The sequence below is a fragment of the Pseudomonas sp. FW305-28 genome (assembly GCF_017351395.1).
Classification (GTDB): Bacteria; Pseudomonadota; Gammaproteobacteria; order Pseudomonadales; family Pseudomonadaceae; genus Aquipseudomonas; species Aquipseudomonas fluorescens_AA.
In genome coordinates this window covers 1-23,296 of sequence record NZ_JACNDD010000031.1, presented here as the reverse complement: position 1 = coordinate 23,296, position 23,296 = coordinate 1, and the positions used below count along the sequence as shown (strand labels likewise).

The window sequence follows — 23,296 nt, the reverse complement described above, 5'->3', positions numbered from 1 at the left end:
AAGCGGCTGCTACATTGTAGCAACCGGTCTCGGCAATGTAGCAACTGGATATGGGCACGATCACATCACGCAAGCGCAAGGACAATTCGACGACTTACACGGCGTAGATTCGGATCAATTGGGACGGGAAGACAGTTTATCAGGAAAGCCAAACCTTCGACCGCAAGCTGGTGGCTCAGGCGTGGATCAAGCGTCGGGAAACGGAGCTTGCCGCGCCAGGTGCTATCGAACGTGCGAACCGCAAGGGTGTGACAATCAAGAAGATGATCGACCAGTACGGACGAGTACGAGAAGATCCGTCCGCTGGGGAAGACCAAGCGAGCAACCCTAACGGCGATTAAGGAGACTTGGCTCGGTGAGGCTGATGATTCGGCGCTGAATAGCCAGAAGCTAGTGGAGTTTGCACAATGGCGGATGGGCAAGGAGGGAGGCGGTGTCCAGGTGCAGACAGTCGGGAATGATCTATCGCACCTAGGCGCTGTACTTCGGTTGCTAGGCCGGCCTGGGGCTATGAGATAGATCCGCTTGCCATTACTGACGCTCGAAAGGTATTGCGAAAGCTCGGAATGGTCACTAAGAGCAAAGAACGCAATCGCCGGCCTTCTCTTGATGAGTTGGACAAGCTGATGAAGCATTACTTCGACATGCGGACTCGGGGTAATAACTCGATTCCCATGCCAAAAATAATCGCGTTCGCTCTCTTTTCGACACGTCGGCAGGAGGAAATTACCCGGATTCGCTGGGATGACCTCGACTGCTCGGGGCAGGCCATCCTTGTGCGAGACATGAAGAGCCCTGGGCAGAAAATCGGTAATGACGTCTGGTGTCATTTGCCTGACGAAGCCTGGGCTATTCTGCACAGCATGCCTAAGGTCGAAAGGGCGATTTTCCATACAACGCTGAGTCTGTGTTCGCGGCCTTTACACGGGCCTGTCCACTCCTTGGTATCGAGGATCTTCATTTTCATGACCTGCGGCATGAAGGAGTGAGTCGGTTGTTCGAGATGGATTGGGATATTCCCCGAGTATCGAGCGTGTCGGGTCATCGGGACTGGAACTCGCTCCGAAGATACACGCATTTACGTGGCCGGGGAGATGTTTACAAGGGATGGGCATGGCTTAAAGCAGCGATTCAATCATGATTCTGGTGCATGGAGCTCGATGTATCGAATTGAGCGCCTCTGCTAAATGTGGTATAAGGCCCTATTTTGTGAGCGGGTTTATTTAATGGAAGCTTCAGTCCCTGATATGGCTATAGTAGAAAAAAAGACTGAAGGCAACAGCCTCTCATCTAATTCCCATAAAGTAGTTAGTTTATTCTGCGGCGCCGGTGGTCTTGATCTAGGTTTTACTAACGCTGGTTTTGAGGTTTGCTACGCAGCAGATTATGACGCTGCGGCAATCAAAACATACAATAGAAATCATCCTGGAAATCTAGGACGTGTAATAGACCTTTTAGCTACAAGTGTAGAACAGTTATGTGATTCTATTGTTGAGTCATGTGGTGAAAGTCCGGAGATTTCTGGCATCATTGGCGGCCCCCCCTGTCAGGGCTTTTCTCGAGGGAATGTAGGGCGGCATGCGGAAGATCCTCGGAATCAATTAGCTCTAAAATATGCCGCGATCGTGAATTCTTTTTATGAAAATTTCGGTCTCAAATTTTTTGTATTTGAAAACGTGCCAGAGATTCGAGCTCAAAAAAATAAAAGTTTTTTAGAGGGATTGCGTAAAGAGCTTTCTCAGAATTTTAATATTTATGAGCGAGAGTTAAATGCTAGTAATTACCAGGTTGCGCAGGCTCGTCGAAGATTATTTATAGTCGGTGTGTGTAAGAGCTCTGGCGTGAGTGAGTTTTCTTTTCCACCGCCATCCCCTCTGAAGGAAAAGGTCGTAGGTGATGTCATTAGTGATTTGCCCGACCCCGTTTATCTAACAAGCAAATTAGTTCCAGAGTCGATCCCGTATCACCAGAATCATTGGACATCGCAGCCGAAGTCAAAGCGTTTTGAAACCGGAGTCATGCCCGTCGGTGGACGTTCATTTATTCAGCTAGACTGGACCAAGCCTAGTCGTACAGTGGCGTATGGGAATCGTGAGATACATGTACATCCTAACGGTAAACGACGTCTAAGTATTTATGAGGCTATGCAGTTGCAAGGGTTTCCATTTAAATATGTTTTAGAAGGAAACATGAGTCAACAAGTTAAGCAGGTTTCTAATGCTGTGCCACCTCCGGTTGCGGAAAAAATAGCGCAATCCATCATGGAACAAGTATTGTAGGGCGAGACGGTTATGGAAGACATCAGCGGAAAAAACAACTTGTCCGACGAGGAGCTGGAGCTTCGGAAGCAATTATCAAATACAAAGTTTTATGACGAGCCTGTGGTAGCGACGTTAAAAACCAATGAGCGTGTTTTTGCTAGAATTACAGACGGTATTTATCGAGAGCCTGCATCGGCGTTGCGTGAGTTAATTGCGAACTCTTATGATGCGGATGCGACAGAGGTCAGAGTTTTCACCGACGCTCCGCGTTTTTCAAAGATAGTCGTTCGAGATAATGGTCATGGATTAGATGAAAGTACCTTGGCGCACATTATCTGTAATATTGGCGGTAGTTTAAAGCGCAGTAAGGAAGGTAAGTTTCATGATGTTACTAGTGAGGTTGATAAGAATTTAAGTCCTAACGGTCGGCGATTAATCGGTAAGCTAGGTATTGGTTTGTTTTCCGTATCACAGATCACCCACCATATAGTGATAGTTTCAAAGGTCAAGGGCGCTAATAAACGACTGGTTTGCGATATAATTTTACGTCCTCAGTCCGAAGTTCTTGCTGATGTGGATGAGGATACGTATGTTACAGGTAAGGCCGAAATTACATATGTTCCGGCCGAGGATATAGAACATTCTGGAACGGAAATTACGTTGCTTAAGGTGCGTCCTTTCGTTCGAGAGAGTCTGCAATCCAAATTGCTTTGGAATGCTATACAATATGAGCGACAAGCAGGCGACGAAGTTGAAGAGGTTGAGTTTGAACTTGAAGATGAACTTAAGGAGCTACCTCGGGTACCAGATTTTCACATAGGTGAGGTAGACCCTGCAGATTCCGAGAGACTCATCACCACGGCGAAATTGCCTTGGTCGCCAGAAGACAATCCTTTAGAGAGGTTTAAGAAACTTGTATCAGAAGTTTCTCAGCTGACGGTGGATGCGAAGCGGGGTAATGTTAAGCTTAAGGAGTGTTTGGACGAATATCTGAGGATGATATGGTCGATAAGTCTTTCAGTACCAGTTCAGTATATCGAAAAGCACCCTTTTGATGTTAAAGCGGCTGACAATGTTGATGTTTATTTAATTAGCAATGGAGGGCGAGGCAGCGCCGCGACAAAAGTTGAGTTGGCCGACTCTGAAACAATCGAATCTAAACTGGGTTTTTCTGCTAAGCGCACTGAAAGCGAACTTCCGTTTCTGGTAATTATTGACGATGTAGAGTTGCGTAGACCAATTTCTATCGCAGGGAAAGCAGATCGAGAAAAAGGCCAGTTGATGTTTGTGGGTAGTGCTAGTCCTTCGCTAAGCAGCGTTCCTGAAAGCTATAGAGGTGGTGAACTAGAGTTTGAGTATTATATGCTGTGGAATCATAAGGTTGTTCCATTAGAGCATAATGGGTGCCTTATTCGTATTAATGGCGCGAATGGCACTCTATTTGATCATGCTTTTTTGGAATATCAGATATCAGAGCAAACCAGGTTGAGACAGCTTACTGGTGAGGTTTTTGCTATAAAAGGACTGGACTCGGCTCTGAATATCGATCGGGAGTCATTTAATATTGCTCATCCTCATTATCAATATTTGAAGAAATGGATGCATAACGCTCTTCGTCAGTTTATGAGTAAAAGTAAAGCTCTGAACAAAGACGATGCTACGGTAAGAAATAAAGCAAAAATTGATGAGATCAAAGAAAATATAAATTCCGTAGTTGACTATTTTACAGAAACTAGAAAAGTTCGCTTCTACTCATCTACAAAAGGTGAGCAGCCTTCGCTTTTGGATGATCCTGGTACGGTAAGTATTGAGCGTAGTGTTGTGTTCTCTTCGACTCGACCCGTGACCAGTACGGAAAAAGCTAGAATGGGACTGCATGAGGAAAAACTAATTGCAGTTGCTAATATTCTGGAATCGTATGGACTGCTGTCGAGCTTGAGTCCGTCAGAAGTAGAGAAGCTTATAGGTGCCATTGGTAGAATCTTTCTCTTGGATATTAAGAAATGATAGGCATGGATCGCGGTGACGAGCTGGAGTCGGATCTTGGTTATGATGATGTTGCTCATGCCAAAGTTTCTTTGAAGACAAAGTTTTTACCTTGGCATAAGCCGAGGAAGCAATACATTAGAAGTAATCAGTGGAATAGTGTCATAGTTAGTCTGGTGAATGCTTTGGATATCAAATCTAAAGCAAGGTCGTTGGAGTACCTAAGTCTTCCCGGGCCGGATCTATTAGATGTAAGATCGCTTTACACCGCTTGCGCCGAAAAAGAAATTAGCATTAGATTTACAGGTCTGAACGCTATAGCGGTTGAGGATAAAGAGTCCACGATGGATCAGCTTATATCTCTTGACGAGCTGCGCGGCCTTAAATATATCGATCCTTCCTCCGATGTTTATCGGGATCAGCTGGAGCGGTTATCGAATAAAGCCTCGATTGCGTATCAGAAAGTAATCAAGCAAGCTCGAACGTATGATGTGATTAACATTGATTTGTGCGGAAGTTTTCTGGAATCGCCGCCGATAGAAAATGAAAGCAGTTATTATAAAGCGTTGTTTGAATTGTTAAGGTATCAAGCTGACAATCGCACCGAAGATTGGCTGTTTTTTATTACCACACGTACAAACAAGGATATGGTTCATGCTGAGACCTTTGAGCGTTTTGTAAAGGTCCTGGAAGAGATATTTGATGTAGATCAAGCTGTTTATGATAAGTGCATGGAGCTTAAGATATTCGGTGAAGGTGTGCTGGTTGATCGCCGTATAGATGTTTCAAAAGTAGGTCCAGCTTCCTTTAATAATTTAGTAAGCGCAGGAATAGGTAAGTGGGTTCTTAGTGCGTTGACTGCAGAAACACCTGCGTATAAATCTAAAATGTTAGAGCTGTTTGGCTACAATGTATTACTCGATCCTGAGTCTGCCTGCGATATGATATCCTTCGGTTTTTGGTGTACGAAAATGCCGACGAGAGCAGTTGATGCATTCGGTCTTGCTGGGGGAGTTAACTTAAATAGTGAAGATGCAGAGATTGCTGTCAGTAAGTGTCGAGTGTCTGTCATTGACTCGATCTCTAAAATTGTAGATGTTGATAAGCATCTTGCAAATGATGAAGCTTTTGAAGAAGCCCTTCGTTCGTCTGTAAACCTAATGAAATCTGCGCGGTACGATGTGGATAGCTATGTAGCTTGGGCTAGAGATGAACACCTCAAGGTGAAGCAACTATTAGCGGTGCGGGGTTAACTTAGAGAGCGGGTATGGATGTTTAAATCCATGCCCTGCTCTAGCAGTCAGTTAGTGTTATCTTCCCATTAGCTTGTCATGGTCCGATATGGCTTTCGTTCTCTGTCGATCAATATAGTTTGCTAAATCGACCAGATGTACACCGAGTGCAGCTTTTTGAGAGTCTGCCCCAATCGCACAATCGGTATATCAATCTCCCCCGATAAGCACTTTAGTTTGAATTTTTCAACCGTCAAACCCATATAGTCACTACACACCTGACTGATTGGGGTGCGTGATCGCTCGGAGCTACGACGCGAAGCCTTATGTGAAAATGGGCAAGCCGTATTTTCAGATCAAGCACAAGCTGCAGAAACACGGCATCGTCCCGTTCTCGTCGAATTACGTGCTCTATGGCGACATGAGCGAGCGCGTGATGACGCTGATTGAATAGTTGGTGTCGGCTGTTGAGGTCTATAGCATCGACGAAGCCTTCGCGGACATGACCGGCATTGATGGCCGGGATGCGTTTGGCCGCCAGATCCGTAGCCACGTGCTGCGCTGCACAGGCATCCCGGTCGGGGTAGGGGCCGCTCACACCAAAAACCTGGCGAACCACACCGCCAAGCGGCTCCAGGTGCAAACGGGCGGCGTGGTCGATATCTGCGACCCGTTCAAGCGCGACTGGGTGCTGCGCAACACCGACGTGTCCGAAGTCTGGGGCGTCGGTCGCAAGATGAAACTTCATCTGGACGCCATGGGTATCAAAACTGCGATGGACCTGGCGAAGGCCGACCCGTGGACGCTGCGTAATAAGTTCAGCGTGGTGATCGATAAGACCTCCCGTGAGCTGGCCGGCACGTCGTGTCTGGAGCTGGACGAGCCAGACACGACGAAGCAGGAGATCTGCTGTAGCCGGATGTTCGGCAAGCGACTCACGGAGCCGGCACCGATCAAGGAGGCGGTGGCCACTTACATGATGCGGGCCTCGGAAAAGCTCAGGGCACAAAAGTCTCTTTGCAAGAAGATCCGCGTCAGCATCCGCACGGGCATGTTCAATCCGAAGGAGGCGAAGTATGCCAACGGGGTACTGATTGACCTGCCGTACCCCACCGATGATGTGCGGCTGCTGACCAAGGCTGCGATGGACGCGCTCGAACGTGTCTTCAGGGAGTACAGCAAGGCAGAAGTGCTATTAATGAATTTCTGTAAGATAGGAGAATACACAGACGATTTATTCGCCACCACTCAACCTGCCGATATCACGAACTTAATGGAAGTGTTAGATAAGGTCAACGGGCGCTGGGGAAGGGGAACGCTTCGCCCCGCTAGCGTGCCTATTGATCCAGCTTGGCAGATGCGACGGATGATGATAAGCCGTAGCTTTACCACTAAGCTAGATCAGTTGTGGATTGTTGAGTGTAAATAAGTTATCCAACTTCTATGCGAATAAAGGACTGGATAGGGTGCCACTCAGGAAGCCAGCTTTCAATTTCTCCGTTCTCTTTTAGATAATGGTGACTGGCTCCTAGTAGAGCGTGCATAGGCAGGGGGTGAGTGGCGCGTGGATTGTGAAAAACATCGAGCCCCTCGACCCATTGTTCAGTAGCAGAGCTCTCTGATACATAGTAGGAATAATGCTCTATGCTTTGCATTTCGTTACGTTTCTTGTATGCAGTTCCGTATCTTAAGATTTTAGTTCGGTTAGATCCAAATCCGGCTTGGAGACCAATTCTGTTAAATTTCGAAATTGTCGCGCTCGAGTTGAAAATCACTGCGCTGATATTTTCAGCGTCATCCAGTCCAAAAAAATTTGATTTAACTATTTTTTTACCCCATTGATGATTTTCAATGCGCTCAATAAAATTTCCGGGCGTCGGAGTTTCAAGTGGGCGAACACCATACAGATAGGCCGGCAAAGCATCTCGAGTGAGAGTCATTGCCGCAGGCGTGTGGAAATCCTGTATTGCTAGGACGAAGGGTTTTCCCTGCACGTTCTGTAGCTGCCAGTAGCGCTTGCGTAGTTTTTCAGTTAGCGGGCCAGCAAACTTAATTGGGAAATAATCACGTAACGCTGCCCTAAATTGGTCTTCGCTCTCAATCTCAGGAGGCGGAACAATATTGCCTTTTTTGTCCTTTGAGGGATTTACAGTTGTAGCTTCGACACAGAAGTCGCCCGCCAAACCCGTACAACAGAAATCCGGGACTGCCTTGGTTTTGTCTATAGCATGACCGGCTTCAGAAAATAATGAAAATAAATATAGTTCCCATATCCGCGAGTCAAATCCCGTAGTTTGGAATTGTTCGACAAAATTCCCGTCGGCATCCTCGTGCCAACGCATCATAGGTTCTATAATAGCCTTAGCAGGGGAGTATCCCTCAAGCTCTGTGAGAGAAAGGAACGATTGATTAAGAGGCTGTTTGGTTTTCTCCAAAGGCGTAAAAAAGTCTACGGGTTTCTTATCGTTGTCACCTTGAGTTCGAAGTCGCTCAAGGTTTGGTATGATTTCAGAAATTTTATGTCTAAGAGCTGAGCGTGCCAAAATTTTTGTTTTGAAGAATGCGGTTGAAGAAATCCAGCGATAACGTTGTTTTTCATCGCGAGCTAAAATTATTCCAGTGTACTCTTTATCTGGTTTGTCTCGTATAATTGCTGCTAGGATTCTAGAATTATCGGCTTCATACCATTGTAGTTCGTCGCCTATTAATACGGTCAAAGGGGTTTTGCAATATGCGGCGAAGGCGTTGAAGCGCTGTTTTGAAATTATCCGCATAACAGATCTCACAAGATATTAATGAAGAAGTCATGGATTTGGTTTAGACCATAATCTAAATCAATGCCATTTTTAGGTCGATAAGTCGACCGCCTAAGGAAAGATATCCGATTTCAACGTCCTATGTCCTAGAGTCGATGAGTTTCAAGCAGCTGCGTGGTGCAAAAAAGCTGAGACGTATTCAGATGTGATTGCTTCAAATTTGCTACGGGAAGCGTAGGGCAGTCACCGGGGAGCCAGTAAATCGATGTGTTTAGCGATTAGTTTGTCCAATCCATCATCGGGGCCACGTTGAAGTGCCGAGAGAGAGGGTGTGATGGAATATGTTCTAGGGGCATGGGGATCGGATGCAAATTGTGAAAGGGGCACAGTTTATCAGGCCTGGGTTGGCGTGAATGAGAGGGCGCTCGTACTCCGGCATTCAGAGTAATAACCCCCCGCCCTGACCTCACTCGCTCATGCGGGTGCTCACGACGGTTTCGAATTGGATTTCTATCAGGCTTAACGCGCCATCAGCAAATCCACAGCCCGTATCGATATAGATGACATTGCCCAGTCTCATGACCCCGGGTACGGTTGAGTGCCCTACATAGAGCTGGCTTATTCCATTGATGGAAGAGTGGTCTTGCCACTCGATTTTTTTCCTGGCATACAGCGCTGTTTTCAGGGCTTGTCGTTGATTCGACTTTCCAGATTTTCCGCTAATAGCATTCTTTGCTTCTTGCCAGTCATCGTTACTTTTAATAATTGGCGCTTCGGCGTGTACTATTCCAATTGTTTTATCGCTTGATAGATTGATTTCAATGATCAGCGGAAGCGCTTGCAAGGCTTGCAGGAGTTCATGTTGGAGAGTGGGTTGTAACTCGTAGAGCCAGGCCCCACCATTTCGGATATGCCTAGGTATATTCCCGTGGCCGGAGATGCAGTCAATGAGCATCTGCTCATGATTGCCGCGCACGGCATGGAACCATGGTTTCTCAAGCCAATTCAGTACATCTGTAGAGTCGGGGCCTCGGTCGATGAGGTCGCCCACAGAAAAGATACGGTCTGCTTCGGTATTGAAATTTACTTTGCTCAAGGCTTTTTTCAGAAGCGTGAAATGCCCGTGAATGTCGCCCACTACAAAGTCACGACCTTTTTCGTTGGGTGGGAAGGATTTTGTTGTGAGCATTTTTAGTGCTTTAGCAGATGTTAGTTGCTGACAACTGTAGCACTTTGACGGAATGCTCCGTAAGGCGCTGAGCAGGGTGATGTCGAGGCGATCAAAGTTGAATCGTTTGCCCAATACATTTCTCAAAAACCTGCTCCATAGGCTCCATGACGCAGTTATAAGCCGCGATATTGGCGCAGATCCACTCCTCCTTCTCAATCCCCCACCAACTGATTTCAAACCCGGCATTCATGATGAGGTGTTCAAACAGGATGCGTTGCGCACGACCGTTGCCTTCGCGGAAGGGGTGTACGACGTTGACGTCGGAATAGGCCTCTGCAACGGCGACGATCAGCTCGGCCCGCTCCATGCCCTCGAACCAGTTGGCCGCCGCTATGTTCATGAAGATCTTGTTGGCTTCCGCTTGCATGTACTGGGGTTGGCAAAAGCGGGTGGCTTGTTTGGACATGCCAACGGTGCGCAGTTCTCCGGCCCATTCGAACAGGTCCGAGAAGAGAACTCGATGAATGTTTTGAAGGTAGGCCAGGCTGTAGGGAGGAGGGCTGAATTCGACGTTGTCCGCTGCGATGGCCGAGAGTTGTTGTTCGGCTTCGCTTAGGGTTGGTTCATCTCGAATATCGAGCTTGTTGCGAAGGACCGTGGAGCCGGGGTAGCAATAAGCGTCTTCGCCGACTCCATATTTGTCAGCCATCAGGTTCTGGTCTGGGTGAAGGCCTTCAAGACCTCTTCGCGCGTTGGCATTTTGCGTTCGCCGTCCGCGAAGGTCGTTTTGAAGCCTTCCAGGCGCAGGCTAGCCGCGTAGTTGGATCTGCGCGTCCTGGCGGCATAGGCCTTTTTGGTTTCAAGGCTGACATTGCCCATGGGGCTGGACCTCAATCGCGTTGGTTGGCCGATTATAGCCCATCCCACCGGCATGGCCTACGTCATGGTCAGGGCGACTCATGGCAGGTGTTGAATTGACCAATGGCGCTTGCATTGCGGTGCATCTCAAAATACTGTGTTTATATCCAGTGTACGAGTTCTCTTCATGCAGCTTATCGCCAAGCTCGGCATTCTTGCCGATGCTGCCAAGTACGATGCTTCCTGCGCCAGCAGCGGTGCCCCCAAGCGTAGCTCCCGTGGTCGTGAGGGGCTGGGGGCCACCGATGGCATGGGCATTTGCCATAGCTATACGCCGGATGGGCGCTGCGTTTCGTTGCTGAAAGTGTTGCTGACCAATTTTTGCCTGTACGACTGCCAGTATTGCGTCAACCGTCGTTCCAGCAATGTGCCGAGGGCGCGTTTTACGCCGGAGGAGGTGGTGCGGTTGACCCTGGATTTTTATCGCCGCAACTGCATCAGTGGGCTGTTTCTGAGTTCCGGCATCATTCGCTCGGCCGATTACACGATGGAGCAGTTGATACGAGTGGCGCGGTTGCTGCGGGAAGAGCACCAGTTTCGTGGCTATATCCACCTCAAGACCATTCCCGATGCCGATCCGCTGTTGATCGAGGAAGCGGGGCGGTTGGCTGATCGCTTGAGCGTGAATATCGAACTGTCCTCCGATATCAGCCTCAAGCGTCTCGCACCGGAAAAGCAGTTGACGACCATCCGCCAAGCCATGGGCACCATCCACCAGGGGCAACAGGCGGTGGCCGGTGAGCCGCGGGCGCCTCGCTTCGCTCCGGCCGGGCAGAGCACGCAGGTGATTGTGGGGGCCGATGCCACCGATGATCACGCCATCCTGAGCAACGCCGAATCGCTCTACCAGGGGTACGGTTTGCGACGGGTTTACTATTCAGCGTTCAGCCCGATTCCCGACAGTCCTGCCAGTGTGCCCCTGGCGGCGCCGCCGTTGCTGCGCGAGCACCGGCTGTATCAGGCCGATTTTCTCATGCGCGGTTATGGCTACAAGGCAGGCGAGCTTTTGAGCGAAACCCACAACCTGGACTTGGACATCGACCCCAAGCTGGCGTGGGCGCTGGCCAATCGCGAGGTGTTCCCGCTGGATATCAATCGCGCCGAACCCGCATTGTTGGCGCGTATTCCGGGGATTGGCCTGCGTAGTGTGCAACGCCTGGTTGCGTTGCGCCGGGAGCGGCGGGTGCGTTATGACGACTTGGTGCAGTTGCGGTGCGTGCTGGAGAAGGCGCGACCGTTCATTGTCACCAGCGATTACCGGCCTGCCGACGCCCAGGTGCGCAGTGGTCTGCTGCGGGCGCGGTTGCGTGATCCCCAGCGGCCGGTGCAGATGGGGCTTTGGTCGTGATTGCCCTGGATTGCGAGGATGATTTCTCTACGTGGCGGGACCAGGCTCGAACGCTGCTCGGCCATGGCATCGACCCGAGCGATGTCACATGGGCCCAGGGCCCAATCGCCGACTTGTTGGCCGTGCCGGCGCCGCTGCCCCAAGGGCCGGGCCCGTTCCGTACGCGGGTTCCCGCAGCCTTGCTGACCCAACTCGAACAGGCTGGTCGCTACCAGGGCGAGCAACGTTGGAATCTGCTGTATGAGGTGCTTTGGCGGGTTGCCCACGGCGACCGCACGGCCATGCTCGCGGGCGACCGCCTGGGCAGTGAGCTGCAGCGGCGGATCAAGCAGGTCCAACGCGAGGCTCATCACCTGCATGCCTTCGTGCGCTTCGTTCCCTTACCGCAAGCATTGGCCGAGCAACTGCAACTGGATCTGGTCGCCTTTCATCAACCGGCCCATGACATCCTCGAAAGTGCCAGCGGCCATTTTGCCGAGCGGTTGGGGCAACAACGCTGGCTGATCGCAACGCCTCGCGACGGTATCCGTTTCGATGGGCAGTCGTTGGATTACCAGCGACGTTGCCCCGAGCAGTGGCAGCATTGGGCACGTCACGCTGAAGATCCCGGCGCCGAGCTGTGGCGGACCTATTACAGGCATATCTTCAATCCGGCGCGGCTCAATCCCCAGGCGTTGCGTCAGCACATGCCGGGGCGATTCTGGCAGCACTTGCCGGAAGGAGAGTTGATTCCGCGCCTGGTGGGTTTGGCGCGGCGGGGGAAGCAGCGGGATGGGCAGGCGTTGGAGGTGGGGGAGAAAATGGGCAAGCGGATTATTGTGGGTGTGGGTGTGGGTGAAGGCACTGAGGTAAGACAGTGCCTTGCTCCTGAGTAAATCGATCCTCTCAGTTCATACCGATGCTTTGGCTTTACCGGGCCTGGATGCGTCCACCATCTTGTGCAGCTCCTCAGTCATGGCGGCTAGGCGCTTTTCCAGATCCTTCACGTCGGACCGGGTAATACCGTTTGCATAGGGTTTAACTGTTCGGGTTCGCTTTTGGGCTGCCGGTAACAGATTGTGGGCAGTTTCAGATATCAAAGCCTGACGCAGTAGATTGTTGATGAGTGTCTGATATCCAGTACCAGCACTTTCGGCGCGTTCGCGAGCGGCCTCGATCACGTCCTCATCAAGCATGATGGTTATGCGGGTTTTGCCTTTGCTGCTTGCAACCGCCCCACGCTTGGCTGTGCTGAAATCGTATTCTTCTTTCATGGGTTCAACCTCCCAGGTACTGACGTAGTTCTTTTTTGGAGGCTAGTCGTGCGCTGATAAGACGAACGAAATCTGGCTCACGGTAGGTGTATGCAACGACGAGTACACGACCGCAGGCGTCTTGCCCCATGATAATCCACCGCTTTTCATCATGATCATTATCCTCACGCTCAAGAGCCATTTCGTCATAAAACACAGCTTCGGCATCGGCCAGGCTCACCTTGTGTTTCTTCTTGTTAGCGACGTTTTTTGCTGGATCATACTGAGTTATGAATGTTGTAATTATGCATATTCTATATGTATAAAAAAGACCCTGTGTCAGCCCTTTCGTTTGACTTGCAGCCAGGACGGGTGTGCTCAACCATACGATGAAACCTCAGCCCTTGCTTATGGCGCTGAGCGCTCATTCGTATCGAAATCATTCTTTGCATCCCACCGCCTGAACTGCTGAGTCCAGCTCCGGACACCTCCATCGGAAATTTCCCTCAAGCTGCGTCGCTCCCCGCTGACTATCCACCCAATCACCCCGTGCGCTAAGTTCTCTCCGTCGCTGCAAATTCAGCGAGAGGGTGTGGAAGCCCTCACGAAAACCTAGCGCGTTGCACCGCTAAATTAAAAAGCAGACGCTTTTCCTAGGTCTGCTGTTAAATTACGGCGGCTGTACGCGGGGCGCCTTCGGGTGCGCCGGGTCCTAGGTTCTCGGTCTTCCACACCCGCGTACAGCTGCCACCCACCAGGTGGAAGTGGTGAAGGCAGTTCCTTTACATAACCTAGGTACAAGCCAATGAAAAAACTCACCCCCAACCCTCCGACAGCCACAGCCAATCCAAGGTGGCTTTCGTCTAGCGTCACCCAAGAATATCTCCTGCCAAATATCCGAATCTCGATCCCGGATTCACTCCCTTCGCCAGTGGCCCCCGAATCCGCCACTGACCGCCCATCCCCGCAGGAGTAACCCCCATGTCCCGCTACATGCCCATAACTGGTATCGAAAACAATTTCCACGCGCTCCTGATCGACACGGAAGCGCCGTTGGACGTGTTGCACGATACCGCCGCTTACCGCATCGCCGCTGTCACCCAGTTGCTGGAAAACCTCGCCATGCGTTCCGACATCAGTACGGACGCGGTGGTACTCCATGATTTTGCCCAAGTGCTGGCGATCCCCCTGCGCGATGGGTGTGATTTGCTGGATGTGATCGGGCGGCGATTGCAGGCGCAGGTTCTGGCGTTGTAATGAAAGTGGGCGACCTCACAAGGTCGCCTGCATTGCCTTGCTCATCATCCTGTGCAGCCTGGGACCTGTGGGAGCGAGCTTGCTCGCGATAGCGGTGGTTCAGTTGATGGCGATGTTTGATGTGCTGCCGCCTTCGCGAGCAAGCTCGCTCCCACAGTTTTTTTCGGGTTGTTCACAGATAGTGCGTTCACCACAAATCCCTGTGTGGGAGCGAGCTTGCTCGCGATAGCGGTGTGTCAGTTTGCAGGATGCTGGATGTGCTGCCGTCTTCGCGAGCAAGCCCGCTCCCACAGGGTTTGGTGGGTACACAAATGTTGCGTACACCCTCAATCCACTGTGGGAGCGAGCTTGCTCGCGATAGCGGTGGGTCAGTTGATGGTGATGCTGGATATGATGCCGTCATCGCGAGCAGGCTCGCTCCCACAGTTTTTTCCGAGTTGTTCATAGATATTGCGTTCACCGCAAATCCTCTGTGGGAGCGAGCTTGCTCGCGATAGCGGTGGTTCAGTTGATGGCGATGTTTGATGTGATGCCGTCATCGCGAGCAAGCTCGCTCCCACAGTCAATCGGCGTGTACCTACCCTTTGCGAACAACGCTTGGGTGGTGTTGATCAGTTCGCACTCGGTGCGCTGCCCAGCCGATGCAACGAAGCACCCTCCAATGTCTTCCACAACTTGCGCATCGTCGGATTGCGATTGGCAATCGCACAATACGAGCGAATCTCCAATCGCGTGCTCCATTGCTCGCCGCCGGCCCGCACCAACAGCCCACGCTCCAACTCATCGGCCACCGCACTCTGCGGCAACCAGGCCACGCCGTAGCCCTCGATGGCCATGCGCATCAGCAGCATCGCCATGTCCGCTTCATAACAGCGCTCCAGCGCGATGGGTTCAGGGCCGTTGTTGATGACGATGTCGGCGACGCGCCCGAGGAATGTCGTTGCCGTATAGGCCAGGTAGGGCACCGGTTTGCCGGCGCGACCGGGCAGGCGGAACAGCGGTTCGCCCTTGCGGTTGGGCGCGCATAAGGGAATGAACGCGTCGTGGCCGAGCACCAGGCTGCCAAAACGCTCGGCGTCCAGCAGGATGGGCGCAAGCGGGTGATGGTAGACCATCATCAAGTCACAACTGCCTTCCTCCAAGGCAATGACGGCGTCATGAATGTTGGCGGCCACCACCCGGGCGTTGAACTGCTCGTTGTGTTGCTGGAACTGCGACAGCCACTTGGGCAGGAAGGTCATCGACAGGCTGTGGCCGGCGGTGATCTGGATGGAACGGCCCGGCATTCGTTCCACGTCCCGCAGCGTCGAGCGCAACCTCAGCAATCCGGCGAGGGCCTCTCGGCTTTCATCGCAAAAGGTGACTCCCGCGGGGGTGAGTTGGACAGGGTAGGTGCCCCGGTCCACCAGCTTGACGCCCACCCATTCCTCAAGTGAGCGGATACGCCTGGACAAGGCCGATTGCGTCACGCATCGAACCTCGGCCGCGCGGGAGAAATTTTTCCATTCGCCAATCGCCAGAAGATCATCCAGCCATTTGAGTTGCATATCGAGAAACTCCCCCTGTGAGAGCGCGATTTTACTGGGCAATCCCCCAGCATAGCGCGGCCTTTCGCTAACTATTCCAAAAGCGCATGGGGTTAGCCGGATTACTCATCATCCTCTCGGATCCGCTCCTTAGAATCGATCCTGCCAAGTAAAAAACTCCAAGAACTACTTGAGGACAGCACCGTGAAGAAGAATAAGCTCCCACGTCGAATTGCAATGGGCATAGCCCTGGGCGTGCTGGTCGGTTGGGCGTGTCACCATTTCGCAGGGAGCGAGCAAAGTGCCAAAGAGATCGCCAGTTACTTCTCGATGGTCACTGATATTTTCCTGCGCATGATCAAGATGATCATCGCGCCGCTGGTGTTCGCGACGTTGGTGGGCGGTATCGCTAGCATGGGCAATTCTCGTTCTGTCGGCAGGATCGGGGCCCGGGCGATGGCCTGGTTTGTCACCGCCTCGGTCGTCTCGCTGCTGATCGGAATGGGGCTGGTCAACCTGTTTCAACCCGGTGCCGGGCTGAACATGGACGTGGCCCAGCACGCAACGGCGGCCGTGCCGGTCAATACTGGCGACTTCAGTCTCAAGGCGTTCATCGGCCACGTGTTCCCCCGCAGCATCGCCGAAGCGATGGCCAACAACGAGATCCTGCAGATTGTGGTGTTTTCACTGTTCTTCGGCTTTGCGTTGGCGGGGGTGAAGCGGGCGGGTTACACCCGGATCAGCGATTCCATCGAAGAGTTGGCGAAGGTGATGTTCAAGATCACCGACTACGTGATGGCCTTCGCGCCGATTGGGGTGTTTGCCGCCATCGCCTCGGCAATCACCACCCAGGGGCTTGGCTTGCTGGTGGATTACGGCAAGCTGATCGCCGAGTTCTACCTGGGGATCCTGATCCTCTGGGCGTTGCTGTTCGGTGCCGGCTACCTGTTCCTCGGTCGCTCTGTTTTCCACCTCGGCAAGCTCATCCGTGAACCGATTCTCCTGGCCTTTTCCACCGCCAGCAGTGAGTCCGCCTACCCGAAAACCATCGAGGCGCTGGAGAAGTTTGGCGCGCCAAAACGTGTGTCCAGCTTCGTGTTGCCCCTGGGCTATTCGTTCAACCTTGACGGCTCGATGATGTACCAGGCGTTCGCCATCCTGTTCATCGCCCAGGCCTACAACATTGATCTGAGTTTCACCCAGCAGTTGCTGATTCTTCTGACGCTGATGATCACCAGCAAGGGCATGGCCGGTGTCGCCCGGGCTTCGGTGGTCGTGGTCGCGGCCACGTTGCCGATGTTCAATCTTCCCGAGGCGGGGCTGCTGTTGATCATCGGCATCGACCAGTTCCTCGACATGGCCCGTACGGCCACGAATGTGGTGGGTAACAGCATTGCGACGGCGGTTGTCGCCAAGTCCGAACCCCACGAAGACGACGAGGAAGAGGGTGGACATGCCCCGGCTCGGTCGCGATCCGAGCCGGTGCCGGTGGCTTGAGGAGAGACTCATGAAGGCTAAAGCGAAGTCGAGCCACAAGGCTGTGGTGCGCAAGTTGGGGATTGTCGGCGGGCTTGGGTCACTGGCCGGGGGCGATCTGTTCTACAAGTTGGTCAAGTCCCGGGCGGTGCTCGAGGATCAGGGGCGCTACCATTTCCTGTTCGAGCAGCACCCCTTCAAGGACGTGCTGCTGCCGCTGGACCAGGGCGCTAACATGACGTCGCGCAAGTTCTATGTGTTCCAGGTGTGCAAGTCGTTCGAGGACAGTGGCTTCGATGCGGTGATGCTTCCATGCTTCGCCAGCCATACGTTTCGCGCTGAAATCGAGGAGGCGCTGGGCATTCCCGTGCTGGACATGATGGCCGCCTTGACCCAGCACATCAGCCACACGGTGCCGTCCCAGGCGACGTTGGGGGTGATCGCCTCCGACTTTGTGCGCCATTGCGGATTGTTCGAGCGACATTTTGGCAAAGACTTTCAGATCGTTTACCCCGACGCAGACGCTCAAGCGGGTTTGATGGAGGCGATGTACGGCCTCAATGGCATCAAGGACGGTCATCTCGAAGGCGTGCCGCTTGAGGCGGTCTATCGGGCGTGTCTCTCATTGCAGGCCCAGGGTGCGACGGTGATCCTGCCCGGCATGACCGAGCTTTCCCTGGTCTGTGCCGACTTGCAGCGTCGCGGGATCACCGTGCTGGACATCAATGAGATCTACGCCGACTTCGCGACGCTGGACCAGCAGCCCAGGCGCCCACCCTTCAAGCTGGGTATCGTGGGGGGCGTCGGGCCTGCCGCCACGGTGGATTTCATGGCCAAGGTGGTGGCCAATACGCCAGCGGGAAAGGACCAGGACCACATCAAGATGGTGGTCGAGCAAAACCCGCAGATACCGGACCGGACGGCGAACCTGTTGCGGGATGAGACCGATCCGACGATGGCGATGTACGCCACGTGCAAACGTCTCGAAAGCGCCGGTGCCAACGCCATCGCAATTCCCTGCAACACCGCCCATGCCTTCGTCGAGCGGATCCAGGCGCACCTGAGGGTGCCCATCGTGAACATGCTGAGCGAGACGGTGGCGTGGATCGCGGGCGCTTATGGTTCGGACAAGGCGATTGGCCTGCTGGCGACGTCCGGTACGGTGCAGAGCCAGGTCTATCACCAGGCAGCGCGTCATGCCGGGCTCCAGCTCCTTACGCCAGGTGTCGATTACCAGGCGATGGTCATGGACGCCATCTACGGACCACGGGGTATCAAGGCTGGCTTCACGCAAGGGCTCTGCAGGGAGCAATTGTTGCTGGCGGCTGAGCACCTGTGCGAGTTGGGGGCTGGGGTCTTGATCCTGGGATGTACGGAGTTGCCGCTGGTGCTGGCGCATTGCGAGGCGTTCGATATCAATGGGCACACGGTGGCGCTGGTTGATCCGACGATGATTCTGGCGTTGAGGTGTGTGACGTTGGCGCAGAGGGCTGACAAGCCGATGAGCGTTCTGAAAACGTCGAAGGATGTTGCTGCTATCTGACGGTTGAAATTTGGCCCTTGTGGCGAGGGAGCTTGCTCCCGCTTGAGTGCGAAGCGCTCACAAAAGGGGCTGCTACGCAGCCCAGCGGGAGCAAGCTCCCTCGCCACAATGAGTCAGACCACAATGAGTCAAACCTGAATCTATCAAACCGCCTTGGTGTGGTTGGCCGGCCCGCGCAACGCCGCAATGTCCCGCTTGGGTGGCACGCCAAACAAACGGGCGTATTCGCGGCTGAATTGTGAAGGGCTTTCGTAACCCACCTTGAAGGCCGCACTCGCGACGTCCACGTGTTCATTGAGCATCAAGCGTTTGGCTTCGTTCAACCGCAGCCACTTCTGGTATTGCAGCGGGCTCATCGCCGTGAGCTGGCGGAAGTGGTGGTGAAACGTCGGCGCGCTCATTTGCACCCGCGCCGCGAGGTCGTCCACGCGCACGGGCTCGGTGTAGTTCAATTTCAGCCAGTCGATGGCCTTGGCGATCCGGTAGCCCTGGCTATCGACCGAGGCGATCTGCCGCAGTCGGGCGGCCTGGTCGCTGAGCAGCAGCCGGTAGTGGATCTCGCGCTGGATCAACGGTGCCAGTATGGGGATCGCTTCCGGTTCGTCGAGCAGCGCCAGCAGGCGTGCGAACGGCGCCAAAAGGTCCGGCGTCGCGGTGCCGATTCCTGCGCCGATCCCGACCGCTCGATCACGCGGCGGCGACAGGCTGCCCAGGGCGATCAGGTCGGCCACCATGCGCAAGTCGAGCCTCAGGACCAGGCCCAGGCAGGGTTGCTCCGGGCTTGCCTGCAGCACTTCGGAATTGGCCGGGATGTCCAGGGAGGTCATGAGGAACCGCTCGGTGTCGTAGCCATAGGCTTCGCCACCGATCCACACCTGCTTCTCGCCTTGGGCCACCAGCACGATGCTCGGTTCGATCATGCAAATCACCGGCGGTGCCGGGGCTTCACGCCGGAAGAAGACGAGGCCGGGAATGGGCGTTTCGAAGTCGCCCGGGTGTGGTGTCCAGGCGCCAATGACGGCGGTCAATGTCTCTTGTACGGATCTGCGTTGGACGGCCATGTCGGCTCCGGGTGTCATCTCGGCTCAAGCGCTATAGGCAGAACATTAACGCGCTAAACGAAGCGCTGCCTATGCGCGATGGAAGAACTCATAGGATCAGGCAAGCATCTCAGCGTAATGCGTTACCGACCGGCCGGATCGAGCGCTGAAAATAGTCCCTCACTCAATCCACCAAAGAACCGCGAGCAAGCTCGCCCCCACAGGGGTGGTGTGGCGGGCACGAAATATATGAACACCCCATTCAAAACTGTGGGAGCGAGCTTGCTCGCGATAGCGGTCTGCCTGAGGCGCCGGTGTCGGATGTGCCGCCGTCATCGCGAGCTCGCTCCCACAGCTCCATCAAGCAACACAGGATTGTCATTCAATGACCGATAACTCATTGCCACAAGACCCGCCCGCCTGGGGTGCGGTATTTGCCATGGCGCTCGCCGCGTTCGTGCTGGTTGCCTCGGAGTTCATGCCCGTCAGCTTGCTGACGCCGGTAGCGGCCGATCTTCATGTCAGTGAAGGGCAGGCCGGTCAAGGCATTGCCGTCTCTGGCGCGTTTGCCCTGATCACCAGCCTGTTCATCGCCTCGATTGCCGCCCGGGTCGACCGCAAATGGCTTCTGCTGGGGCTGACCTTGCTGATGATCGTTTCAGGCACCGTGGTGGCGTTCGCACCGAATTACCCGGTATTCATGGTCGGTCGCGCGTTGATCGGCGTGGCGATTGGCGGCTTCTGGTCGCTGTCGGCGGCCACGGCCATGCGGCTCGTGCCGGACGCTCAGGTTCCGCGGGCACTGGCCGTGGTCAATGGCGGCAATGCCTTGGCGACCGTGGTCGCTGCGCCGCTGGGCAGCTTCCTGGGGGCGATCATCGGTTGGCGTGGCGCGTTTTTCTGCATTGTGCCGGTCGCCGCCATCGCCCTGGTCTGGCTGCTGTTGCGCCTGCCCTCCATGCCTTCGAAGGCGAAGCAGGGCAGTACCAACGTCTTCAAGTTGATGACCCGGGCACCGGTCGCGCTGGGCATGCTGGCGGTCAGCACGTTTTTCATGGGCCAGTTCATGTTGTTCACCTACCTGCGCCCGTTCCTTGAAACAGTGACGCAAGTGAGCGTTTCAAGGCTGTCCTTCATGTTGTTGGTGATCGGTGTGGCGGGGCTGCTGGGCACCTTCCTGATCGGAACCTGCTTGAAAAACAACCTCTATCGGACGCTTATCGTCATCCCCCTGTTGATGGCCGTGATTGCCATTGCCCTGGTGGGGTTCGGCGGCTCGGTCACGATCACGACCCTCCTGCTCGGCCTTTGGGGCCTGGTGGCTACGGCAGCGCCCGTAGGCTGGTGGACCTGGCTTTCGCGAACGCTACCGGAAGATGCTGAAGCCGGTGGCGGCCTGATGGTAGCGATCGTCCAGCTCGCCATCGCAGCGGGCGCGACAGTGGGTGGCCTGCTGTTTGATCTGAGTGGCTATCGCGCGACCTTCGAAACCAGTGCGGCCGTGTTGGCCATGGCCGCTGTGCTGACGGTGCTGGCTGCTCGGTCAGCGGTCCGGGAGTCGTTATCGACTGGGGCGGCGGCGTCCTATGGCGCGGCGGGTTGAGGCGGATCATCCACGCCAGGAAGGGCGACCGTTGGGCGCTTGAGTTTGGTGGCACATTGATGGCTTGTTATGCTCTGGGTTTGTCATTCATCACGTTGGTTCATTGTGACAACAGAGCGAATTTCCCAATTAGAGCAAGCCCTTATGGCCGTGATCGCCGCGGCCGGGAAGATGGGCATCAGCCGCGATGAATTGTGCGTACAGGCCGTGGGTGGGCTGATATCCGATCCGTACTGGAGCTGGGCGGATGTTCGATACGCGCAAGGCGCGGCTGACGAAATCGACAATGCCTTGAATTTACTGGTAGGAAGACCGGCCCAAGAACTGACGCTACCGGTGCCCGGAAACGATCCAGCACTCGAATCAGCGCCGCAGATCTAGCGTGCCCTCCAATGAAAATGGGCGATCAAGGATCGCCCGTTTACGTTATAGGCCAAGGCCTTCTTCTACCAGCGAGAGCAAGGCGTCCTCGTCCAGAATGGTAGGTTCAGCGGGCTGTTGCCCTGTCGAGTGCAGGGCATGGATATGCCAAAGCGATTCGCCATGCTCACCGAGTGTGCGCACGATGCAGTGTTCCTGCCCTTTCATATGGACTTCAATGCAGCCCTCTCCCTTGGCCGAGAAGCGCGCAATCGGGTCGAATGAAATGCGGCGATGATTGCCTTCGATCATCAGTTGGTCGATGGCGTAGTTGTACGTCGAACCGCTGGAGTGACTTTCAAAGACGTGGGTGGGGTTGCGCCGAATGTCCAGGCCCGCCTCGCACACGGGAGCCAGCCAGGTTTCGATCTGGCGATACAGCTCGTAGACCTGGGCCGGCCAGTGCTCGATCGCCAGGTCGGCGCAGTTGTCGGTATCGGCGCGGGTCTGCTGGGTTTTCCTCAGTTTGGCCGCTAGCTCGTCTGCCTTGCTCATGTCGATTCCTTGTCGTGATGATAGGTTTTGAGCTTAGCTGATGGGGTGGGGTGTTCATTTGCGCCAGGTCATGGCGGGCTGGGAGCAAGCGCCTTCGCCACATGGAAGCACTGCCTGAGCGTTCTGTTCATTTCGACAATGCTTAAACGGCTAAGGCGCTGATCACGTGTTTCGGATCATTGTGAATCGCCCGCAGCAGCGCTTTAGCGGGGCCGGTAGGCTCGCGCCGTCCCTGCTCCCAGTTGCGAAGCGTGCCCAGTTGGACATCGATCAGTGCTGCAAATTTGGCTTGGGTCAGGCCGGTAGCCTTGCGTATCGCCTTCACTTGCAGTGCATCGACGATGAATTCCCGTGATGGCTGGCGTTCGCCTCGGACGATTTCATCCATCTGTTGCACGCTTTCCATCAGCTCATCGAAAAATTTGCTCATGGTTATCTCCAGTGCTCGACAATCAATTTCAACGCTTTTCGTTGATCGACAGTCAAGTCTTGCTGTTCATTTTTCGGATATATCATCAGTAACGCGATCCGCGAAGCATGGACGAAGTGGTAGTAGATCACCCTGGCTCCCCCCCGTTTGCCATGGCCTTTGGCTGCGATACGAATCTTTCGGATCCCCCCGGTGGCTTCCATAACTTCACCAGCGGAAGGATTGCAGACCCGTATTTTCTGTAGGACAGCGAAATCATCGTCATCCATCAGTTCTTTGACCCGACGGGTAAAAATTGGAGTTTCAATAAAAATCATTGCTAATGTACGCCAGTGGCTTACTTTCGAGCAATCCTATTGAAGCCCGACCTCCGATGCACTCCGTGAGTTGTAACCAAATTCGGGGTGCCCGATGATCAAGGCAAGACGTAGACGAGCACCCACCATGCACATGACAGCTCTAAGCAATAACGATCTGGGACCCTTGCGCGATGCACTCACCCAAGCCGGGCTACCCGTGGACGACCTGACATATTCCGGTCGCCAGTTCTTCAGCTTCAACCACCAGGGTGTCGACGTGGGGTTTGCTGGCATCGAGGGGGA

At 54.0% G+C, this 23,296-nt stretch carries 21 protein-coding genes and 3 pseudogenes; 12 read left to right on the top strand and 12 right to left on the bottom strand.

Going from position 1 to position 23,296, the window contains the following annotated elements; all coding sequences use genetic code 11:
* Positions 1–107 precede the first annotated feature (107 nt).
* The 4 genes and pseudogenes from J4E53_RS09930 to J4E53_RS09915 all read left to right on the top strand — a co-directional run bounded on the left by J4E53_RS09930 (position 108) and on the right by J4E53_RS09915 (position 5,500).
* A pseudogene (locus tag J4E53_RS09930) lies at positions 108–1,141 on the top strand (site-specific integrase).
* A gap of 85 nt (positions 1,142–1,226) precedes the next feature.
* A complete protein-coding gene (locus J4E53_RS09925) occupies positions 1,227–2,279 on the top strand; it encodes a DNA cytosine methyltransferase (protein WP_103308900.1) in 1,053 nt (350 codons plus the stop codon).
* 12 nt (positions 2,280–2,291) lie between these two features.
* On the top strand, positions 2,292–4,268 hold the full coding sequence (locus tag J4E53_RS09920) for an ATP-binding protein (protein WP_103308888.1): 1,977 nt from the start codon (positions 2,292–2,294) through the stop codon (positions 4,266–4,268).
* Positions 4,269–4,273: 5 nt separating this feature from the next.
* Positions 4,274–5,500, top strand: a complete 1,227-nt coding sequence (locus J4E53_RS09915) for a PP_RS20740 family protein (RefSeq protein WP_146042623.1) — start codon at positions 4,274–4,276, stop codon at positions 5,498–5,500.
* A 57-nt stretch (positions 5,501–5,557) separates the two neighbouring features.
* Here the strand turns inward: J4E53_RS09915 and J4E53_RS09910 are convergent.
* Positions 5,558–5,766: pseudogene (locus J4E53_RS09910) on the bottom strand (pyocin activator PrtN family protein).
* Between the two features lie 2 nt (positions 5,767–5,768).
* Here J4E53_RS09910 and J4E53_RS09905 point away from each other — a divergent pair.
* A pseudogene (locus J4E53_RS09905) lies at positions 5,769–6,908 on the top strand (DUF4113 domain-containing protein); the annotation flags it as partial.
* A 1-nt stretch (position 6,909) separates the two neighbouring features.
* Here J4E53_RS09905 and J4E53_RS09900 read toward each other — a convergent pair.
* The 4 genes from J4E53_RS09900 to J4E53_RS09885 all read right to left on the bottom strand — a co-directional run bounded on the left by J4E53_RS09900 (position 6,910) and on the right by J4E53_RS09885 (position 10,285).
* The gene (locus tag J4E53_RS09900) at positions 6,910–8,253 is read right to left on the bottom strand and encodes a hypothetical protein (protein ID WP_103308886.1); all 1,344 of its coding nucleotides are present in this window, start codon (positions 8,251–8,253) and stop codon (positions 6,910–6,912) included.
* Between the two features lie 448 nt (positions 8,254–8,701).
* Positions 8,702–9,550, bottom strand: a complete 849-nt coding sequence (locus J4E53_RS09895; protein ID WP_371919217.1) for a metallophosphoesterase — start codon at positions 9,548–9,550, stop codon at positions 8,702–8,704.
* The gene (locus J4E53_RS09890) at positions 9,516–10,115 is read right to left on the bottom strand and encodes a putative adenosine monophosphate-protein transferase Fic (protein WP_103308884.1); all 600 of its coding nucleotides are present in this window, start codon (positions 10,113–10,115) and stop codon (positions 9,516–9,518) included. The genes J4E53_RS09895 and J4E53_RS09890 overlap by 35 nt, the downstream gene beginning before the upstream one ends.
* Positions 10,115–10,285, bottom strand: a complete 171-nt coding sequence (locus tag J4E53_RS09885; protein WP_003199786.1) for a YhfG family protein — start codon at positions 10,283–10,285, stop codon at positions 10,115–10,117. Before J4E53_RS09885 ends, J4E53_RS09890 begins: the two co-directional genes overlap by 1 nt.
* A gap of 166 nt (positions 10,286–10,451) precedes the next feature.
* Here J4E53_RS09885 and J4E53_RS09880 point away from each other — a divergent pair, with 166 nt between their 5' ends.
* Together J4E53_RS09880 and J4E53_RS09875 are read left to right on the top strand one after the other, a co-directional pair.
* Complete coding sequence (locus J4E53_RS09880; RefSeq protein ID WP_103308883.1) at positions 10,452–11,672, top strand: putative DNA modification/repair radical SAM protein; 1,221 nt, start codon at positions 10,452–10,454, stop codon at positions 11,670–11,672.
* Positions 11,663–12,547, top strand: a complete 885-nt coding sequence (locus J4E53_RS09875) for a TIGR03915 family putative DNA repair protein (protein ID WP_103308882.1) — start codon at positions 11,663–11,665, stop codon at positions 12,545–12,547. The genes J4E53_RS09880 and J4E53_RS09875 overlap by 10 nt, the downstream gene beginning before the upstream one ends.
* A gap of 15 nt (positions 12,548–12,562) precedes the next feature.
* Here the strand turns inward: J4E53_RS09875 and J4E53_RS09870 are convergent, their stop codons facing one another.
* Together J4E53_RS09870 and J4E53_RS09865 are read right to left on the bottom strand one after the other, a co-directional pair.
* Positions 12,563–12,925, bottom strand: a complete 363-nt coding sequence (locus J4E53_RS09870; RefSeq protein ID WP_103308881.1) for a BrnA antitoxin family protein — start codon at positions 12,923–12,925, stop codon at positions 12,563–12,565.
* Positions 12,926–12,929: 4 nt separating this feature from the next.
* Positions 12,930–13,208, bottom strand: coding sequence for a BrnT family toxin (locus J4E53_RS09865; protein ID WP_103308899.1), 279 nt, complete (start codon positions 13,206–13,208; stop codon positions 12,930–12,932).
* A 677-nt stretch (positions 13,209–13,885) separates the two neighbouring features.
* Between J4E53_RS09865 and J4E53_RS09860 the strand changes: the two genes are divergently transcribed.
* Entirely contained in the window at positions 13,886–14,161 is a 276-nt protein-coding gene (locus J4E53_RS09860; RefSeq protein WP_103308880.1) for a hypothetical protein, read from the top strand.
* Between the two features lie 611 nt (positions 14,162–14,772).
* Here the strand turns inward: J4E53_RS09860 and J4E53_RS09855 are convergent.
* Positions 14,773–15,708 carry a LysR substrate-binding domain-containing protein gene (locus J4E53_RS09855; RefSeq protein ID WP_060738349.1) on the bottom strand — a complete coding sequence of 312 codons (936 nt, stop codon included), beginning with the start codon at positions 15,706–15,708 and terminating at the stop codon, positions 14,773–14,775.
* A gap of 183 nt (positions 15,709–15,891) precedes the next feature.
* On the opposite strand from J4E53_RS09855, the gene J4E53_RS09850 reads away from it, so the two are divergent.
* Both J4E53_RS09850 and J4E53_RS09845 read left to right on the top strand, forming a co-directional pair.
* The gene (locus tag J4E53_RS09850; protein ID WP_103311108.1) at positions 15,892–17,184 is read left to right on the top strand and encodes a dicarboxylate/amino acid:cation symporter; all 1,293 of its coding nucleotides are present in this window, start codon (positions 15,892–15,894) and stop codon (positions 17,182–17,184) included.
* Between the two features lie 10 nt (positions 17,185–17,194).
* Positions 17,195–18,706, top strand: coding sequence for an amino acid racemase (locus tag J4E53_RS09845; RefSeq protein ID WP_103311110.1), 1,512 nt, complete (start codon positions 17,195–17,197; stop codon positions 18,704–18,706).
* A 143-nt stretch (positions 18,707–18,849) separates the two neighbouring features.
* On the opposite strand, the gene J4E53_RS09840 is transcribed toward J4E53_RS09845, so the two are convergent.
* Positions 18,850–19,767 (bottom strand): AraC family transcriptional regulator, encoded by a 918-nt coding sequence (locus tag J4E53_RS09840; RefSeq protein ID WP_103311107.1) that lies wholly within the window; start codon positions 19,765–19,767, stop codon positions 18,850–18,852.
* Between the two features lie 364 nt (positions 19,768–20,131).
* Between J4E53_RS09840 and J4E53_RS09835 the strand changes: the two genes are divergently transcribed.
* Positions 20,132–21,349: an MFS transporter gene (locus J4E53_RS09835; RefSeq protein ID WP_103311105.1), complete on the top strand. Its 1,218-nt coding sequence runs from the start codon at positions 20,132–20,134 to the stop codon at positions 21,347–21,349.
* 144 nt (positions 21,350–21,493) lie between these two features.
* Positions 21,494–21,730: a hypothetical protein gene (locus J4E53_RS09830; RefSeq protein ID WP_177431751.1), complete on the top strand. Its 237-nt coding sequence runs from the start codon at positions 21,494–21,496 to the stop codon at positions 21,728–21,730.
* Between the two features lie 45 nt (positions 21,731–21,775).
* Here the strand turns inward: J4E53_RS09830 and J4E53_RS09825 are convergent, their stop codons facing one another.
* The 3 genes from J4E53_RS09825 to J4E53_RS09815 all read right to left on the bottom strand — a co-directional run bounded on the left by J4E53_RS09825 (position 21,776) and on the right by J4E53_RS09815 (position 23,011).
* The gene (locus tag J4E53_RS09825; protein ID WP_103311104.1) at positions 21,776–22,264 is read right to left on the bottom strand and encodes a hypothetical protein; all 489 of its coding nucleotides are present in this window, start codon (positions 22,262–22,264) and stop codon (positions 21,776–21,778) included.
* Between the two features lie 142 nt (positions 22,265–22,406).
* Entirely contained in the window at positions 22,407–22,694 is a 288-nt protein-coding gene (nadS, locus tag J4E53_RS09820) for a NadS family protein (protein ID WP_060738344.1), read from the bottom strand.
* A 2-nt stretch (positions 22,695–22,696) separates the two neighbouring features.
* A complete protein-coding gene (locus J4E53_RS09815) occupies positions 22,697–23,011 on the bottom strand; it encodes a type II toxin-antitoxin system RelE/ParE family toxin (protein WP_060738343.1) in 315 nt (104 codons plus the stop codon).
* Between the last annotated feature and the right edge of the window lie 285 nt (positions 23,012–23,296).

Bases quoted from the DNA above. Each gene is read 5' to 3' on its own strand.
- J4E53_RS09925 (WP_103308900.1), top strand. From the start codon at position 1,227: ATGGAAGCTTCAGTCCCTGATATGGCTATAGTAGAAAAAAAGACTGAA.
- J4E53_RS09920 (WP_103308888.1), top strand. From the start codon at position 2,292: ATGGAAGACATCAGCGGAAAAAACAACTTGTCCGACGAGGAGCTGGAG.
- J4E53_RS09915 (WP_146042623.1), top strand. From the start codon at position 4,274: ATGGATCGCGGTGACGAGCTGGAGTCGGATCTTGGTTATGATGATGTT.
- J4E53_RS09900 (WP_103308886.1), bottom strand. From the start codon at position 8,253: ATGCGGATAATTTCAAAACAGCGCTTCAACGCCTTCGCCGCATATTGC.
- J4E53_RS09890 (WP_103308884.1), bottom strand. From the start codon at position 10,115: ATGGCTGACAAATATGGAGTCGGCGAAGACGCTTATTGCTACCCCGGC.
- J4E53_RS09885 (WP_003199786.1), bottom strand. From the start codon at position 10,285: ATGGGCAATGTCAGCCTTGAAACCAAAAAGGCCTATGCCGCCAGGACG.
- J4E53_RS09880 (WP_103308883.1), top strand. From the start codon at position 10,452: ATGCAGCTTATCGCCAAGCTCGGCATTCTTGCCGATGCTGCCAAGTAC.
- J4E53_RS09870 (WP_103308881.1), bottom strand. From the start codon at position 12,925: ATGAAAGAAGAATACGATTTCAGCACAGCCAAGCGTGGGGCGGTTGCA.
- J4E53_RS09860 (WP_103308880.1), top strand. From the start codon at position 13,886: ATGTCCCGCTACATGCCCATAACTGGTATCGAAAACAATTTCCACGCG.
- J4E53_RS09855 (WP_060738349.1), bottom strand. From the start codon at position 15,708: ATGCAACTCAAATGGCTGGATGATCTTCTGGCGATTGGCGAATGGAAA.
- J4E53_RS09845 (WP_103311110.1), top strand. From the start codon at position 17,195: ATGAAGGCTAAAGCGAAGTCGAGCCACAAGGCTGTGGTGCGCAAGTTG.
- J4E53_RS09840 (WP_103311107.1), bottom strand. From the start codon at position 19,767: ATGGCCGTCCAACGCAGATCCGTACAAGAGACATTGACCGCCGTCATT.
- J4E53_RS09835 (WP_103311105.1), top strand. From the start codon at position 20,132: ATGACCGATAACTCATTGCCACAAGACCCGCCCGCCTGGGGTGCGGTA.
- J4E53_RS09830 (WP_177431751.1), top strand. From the start codon at position 21,494: ATGGCCGTGATCGCCGCGGCCGGGAAGATGGGCATCAGCCGCGATGAA.
- J4E53_RS09825 (WP_103311104.1), bottom strand. From the start codon at position 22,264: ATGAGCAAGGCAGACGAGCTAGCGGCCAAACTGAGGAAAACCCAGCAG.
- nadS (WP_060738344.1), bottom strand. From the start codon at position 22,694: ATGAGCAAATTTTTCGATGAGCTGATGGAAAGCGTGCAACAGATGGAT.
- J4E53_RS09815 (WP_060738343.1), bottom strand. From the start codon at position 23,011: ATGATTTTTATTGAAACTCCAATTTTTACCCGTCGGGTCAAAGAACTG.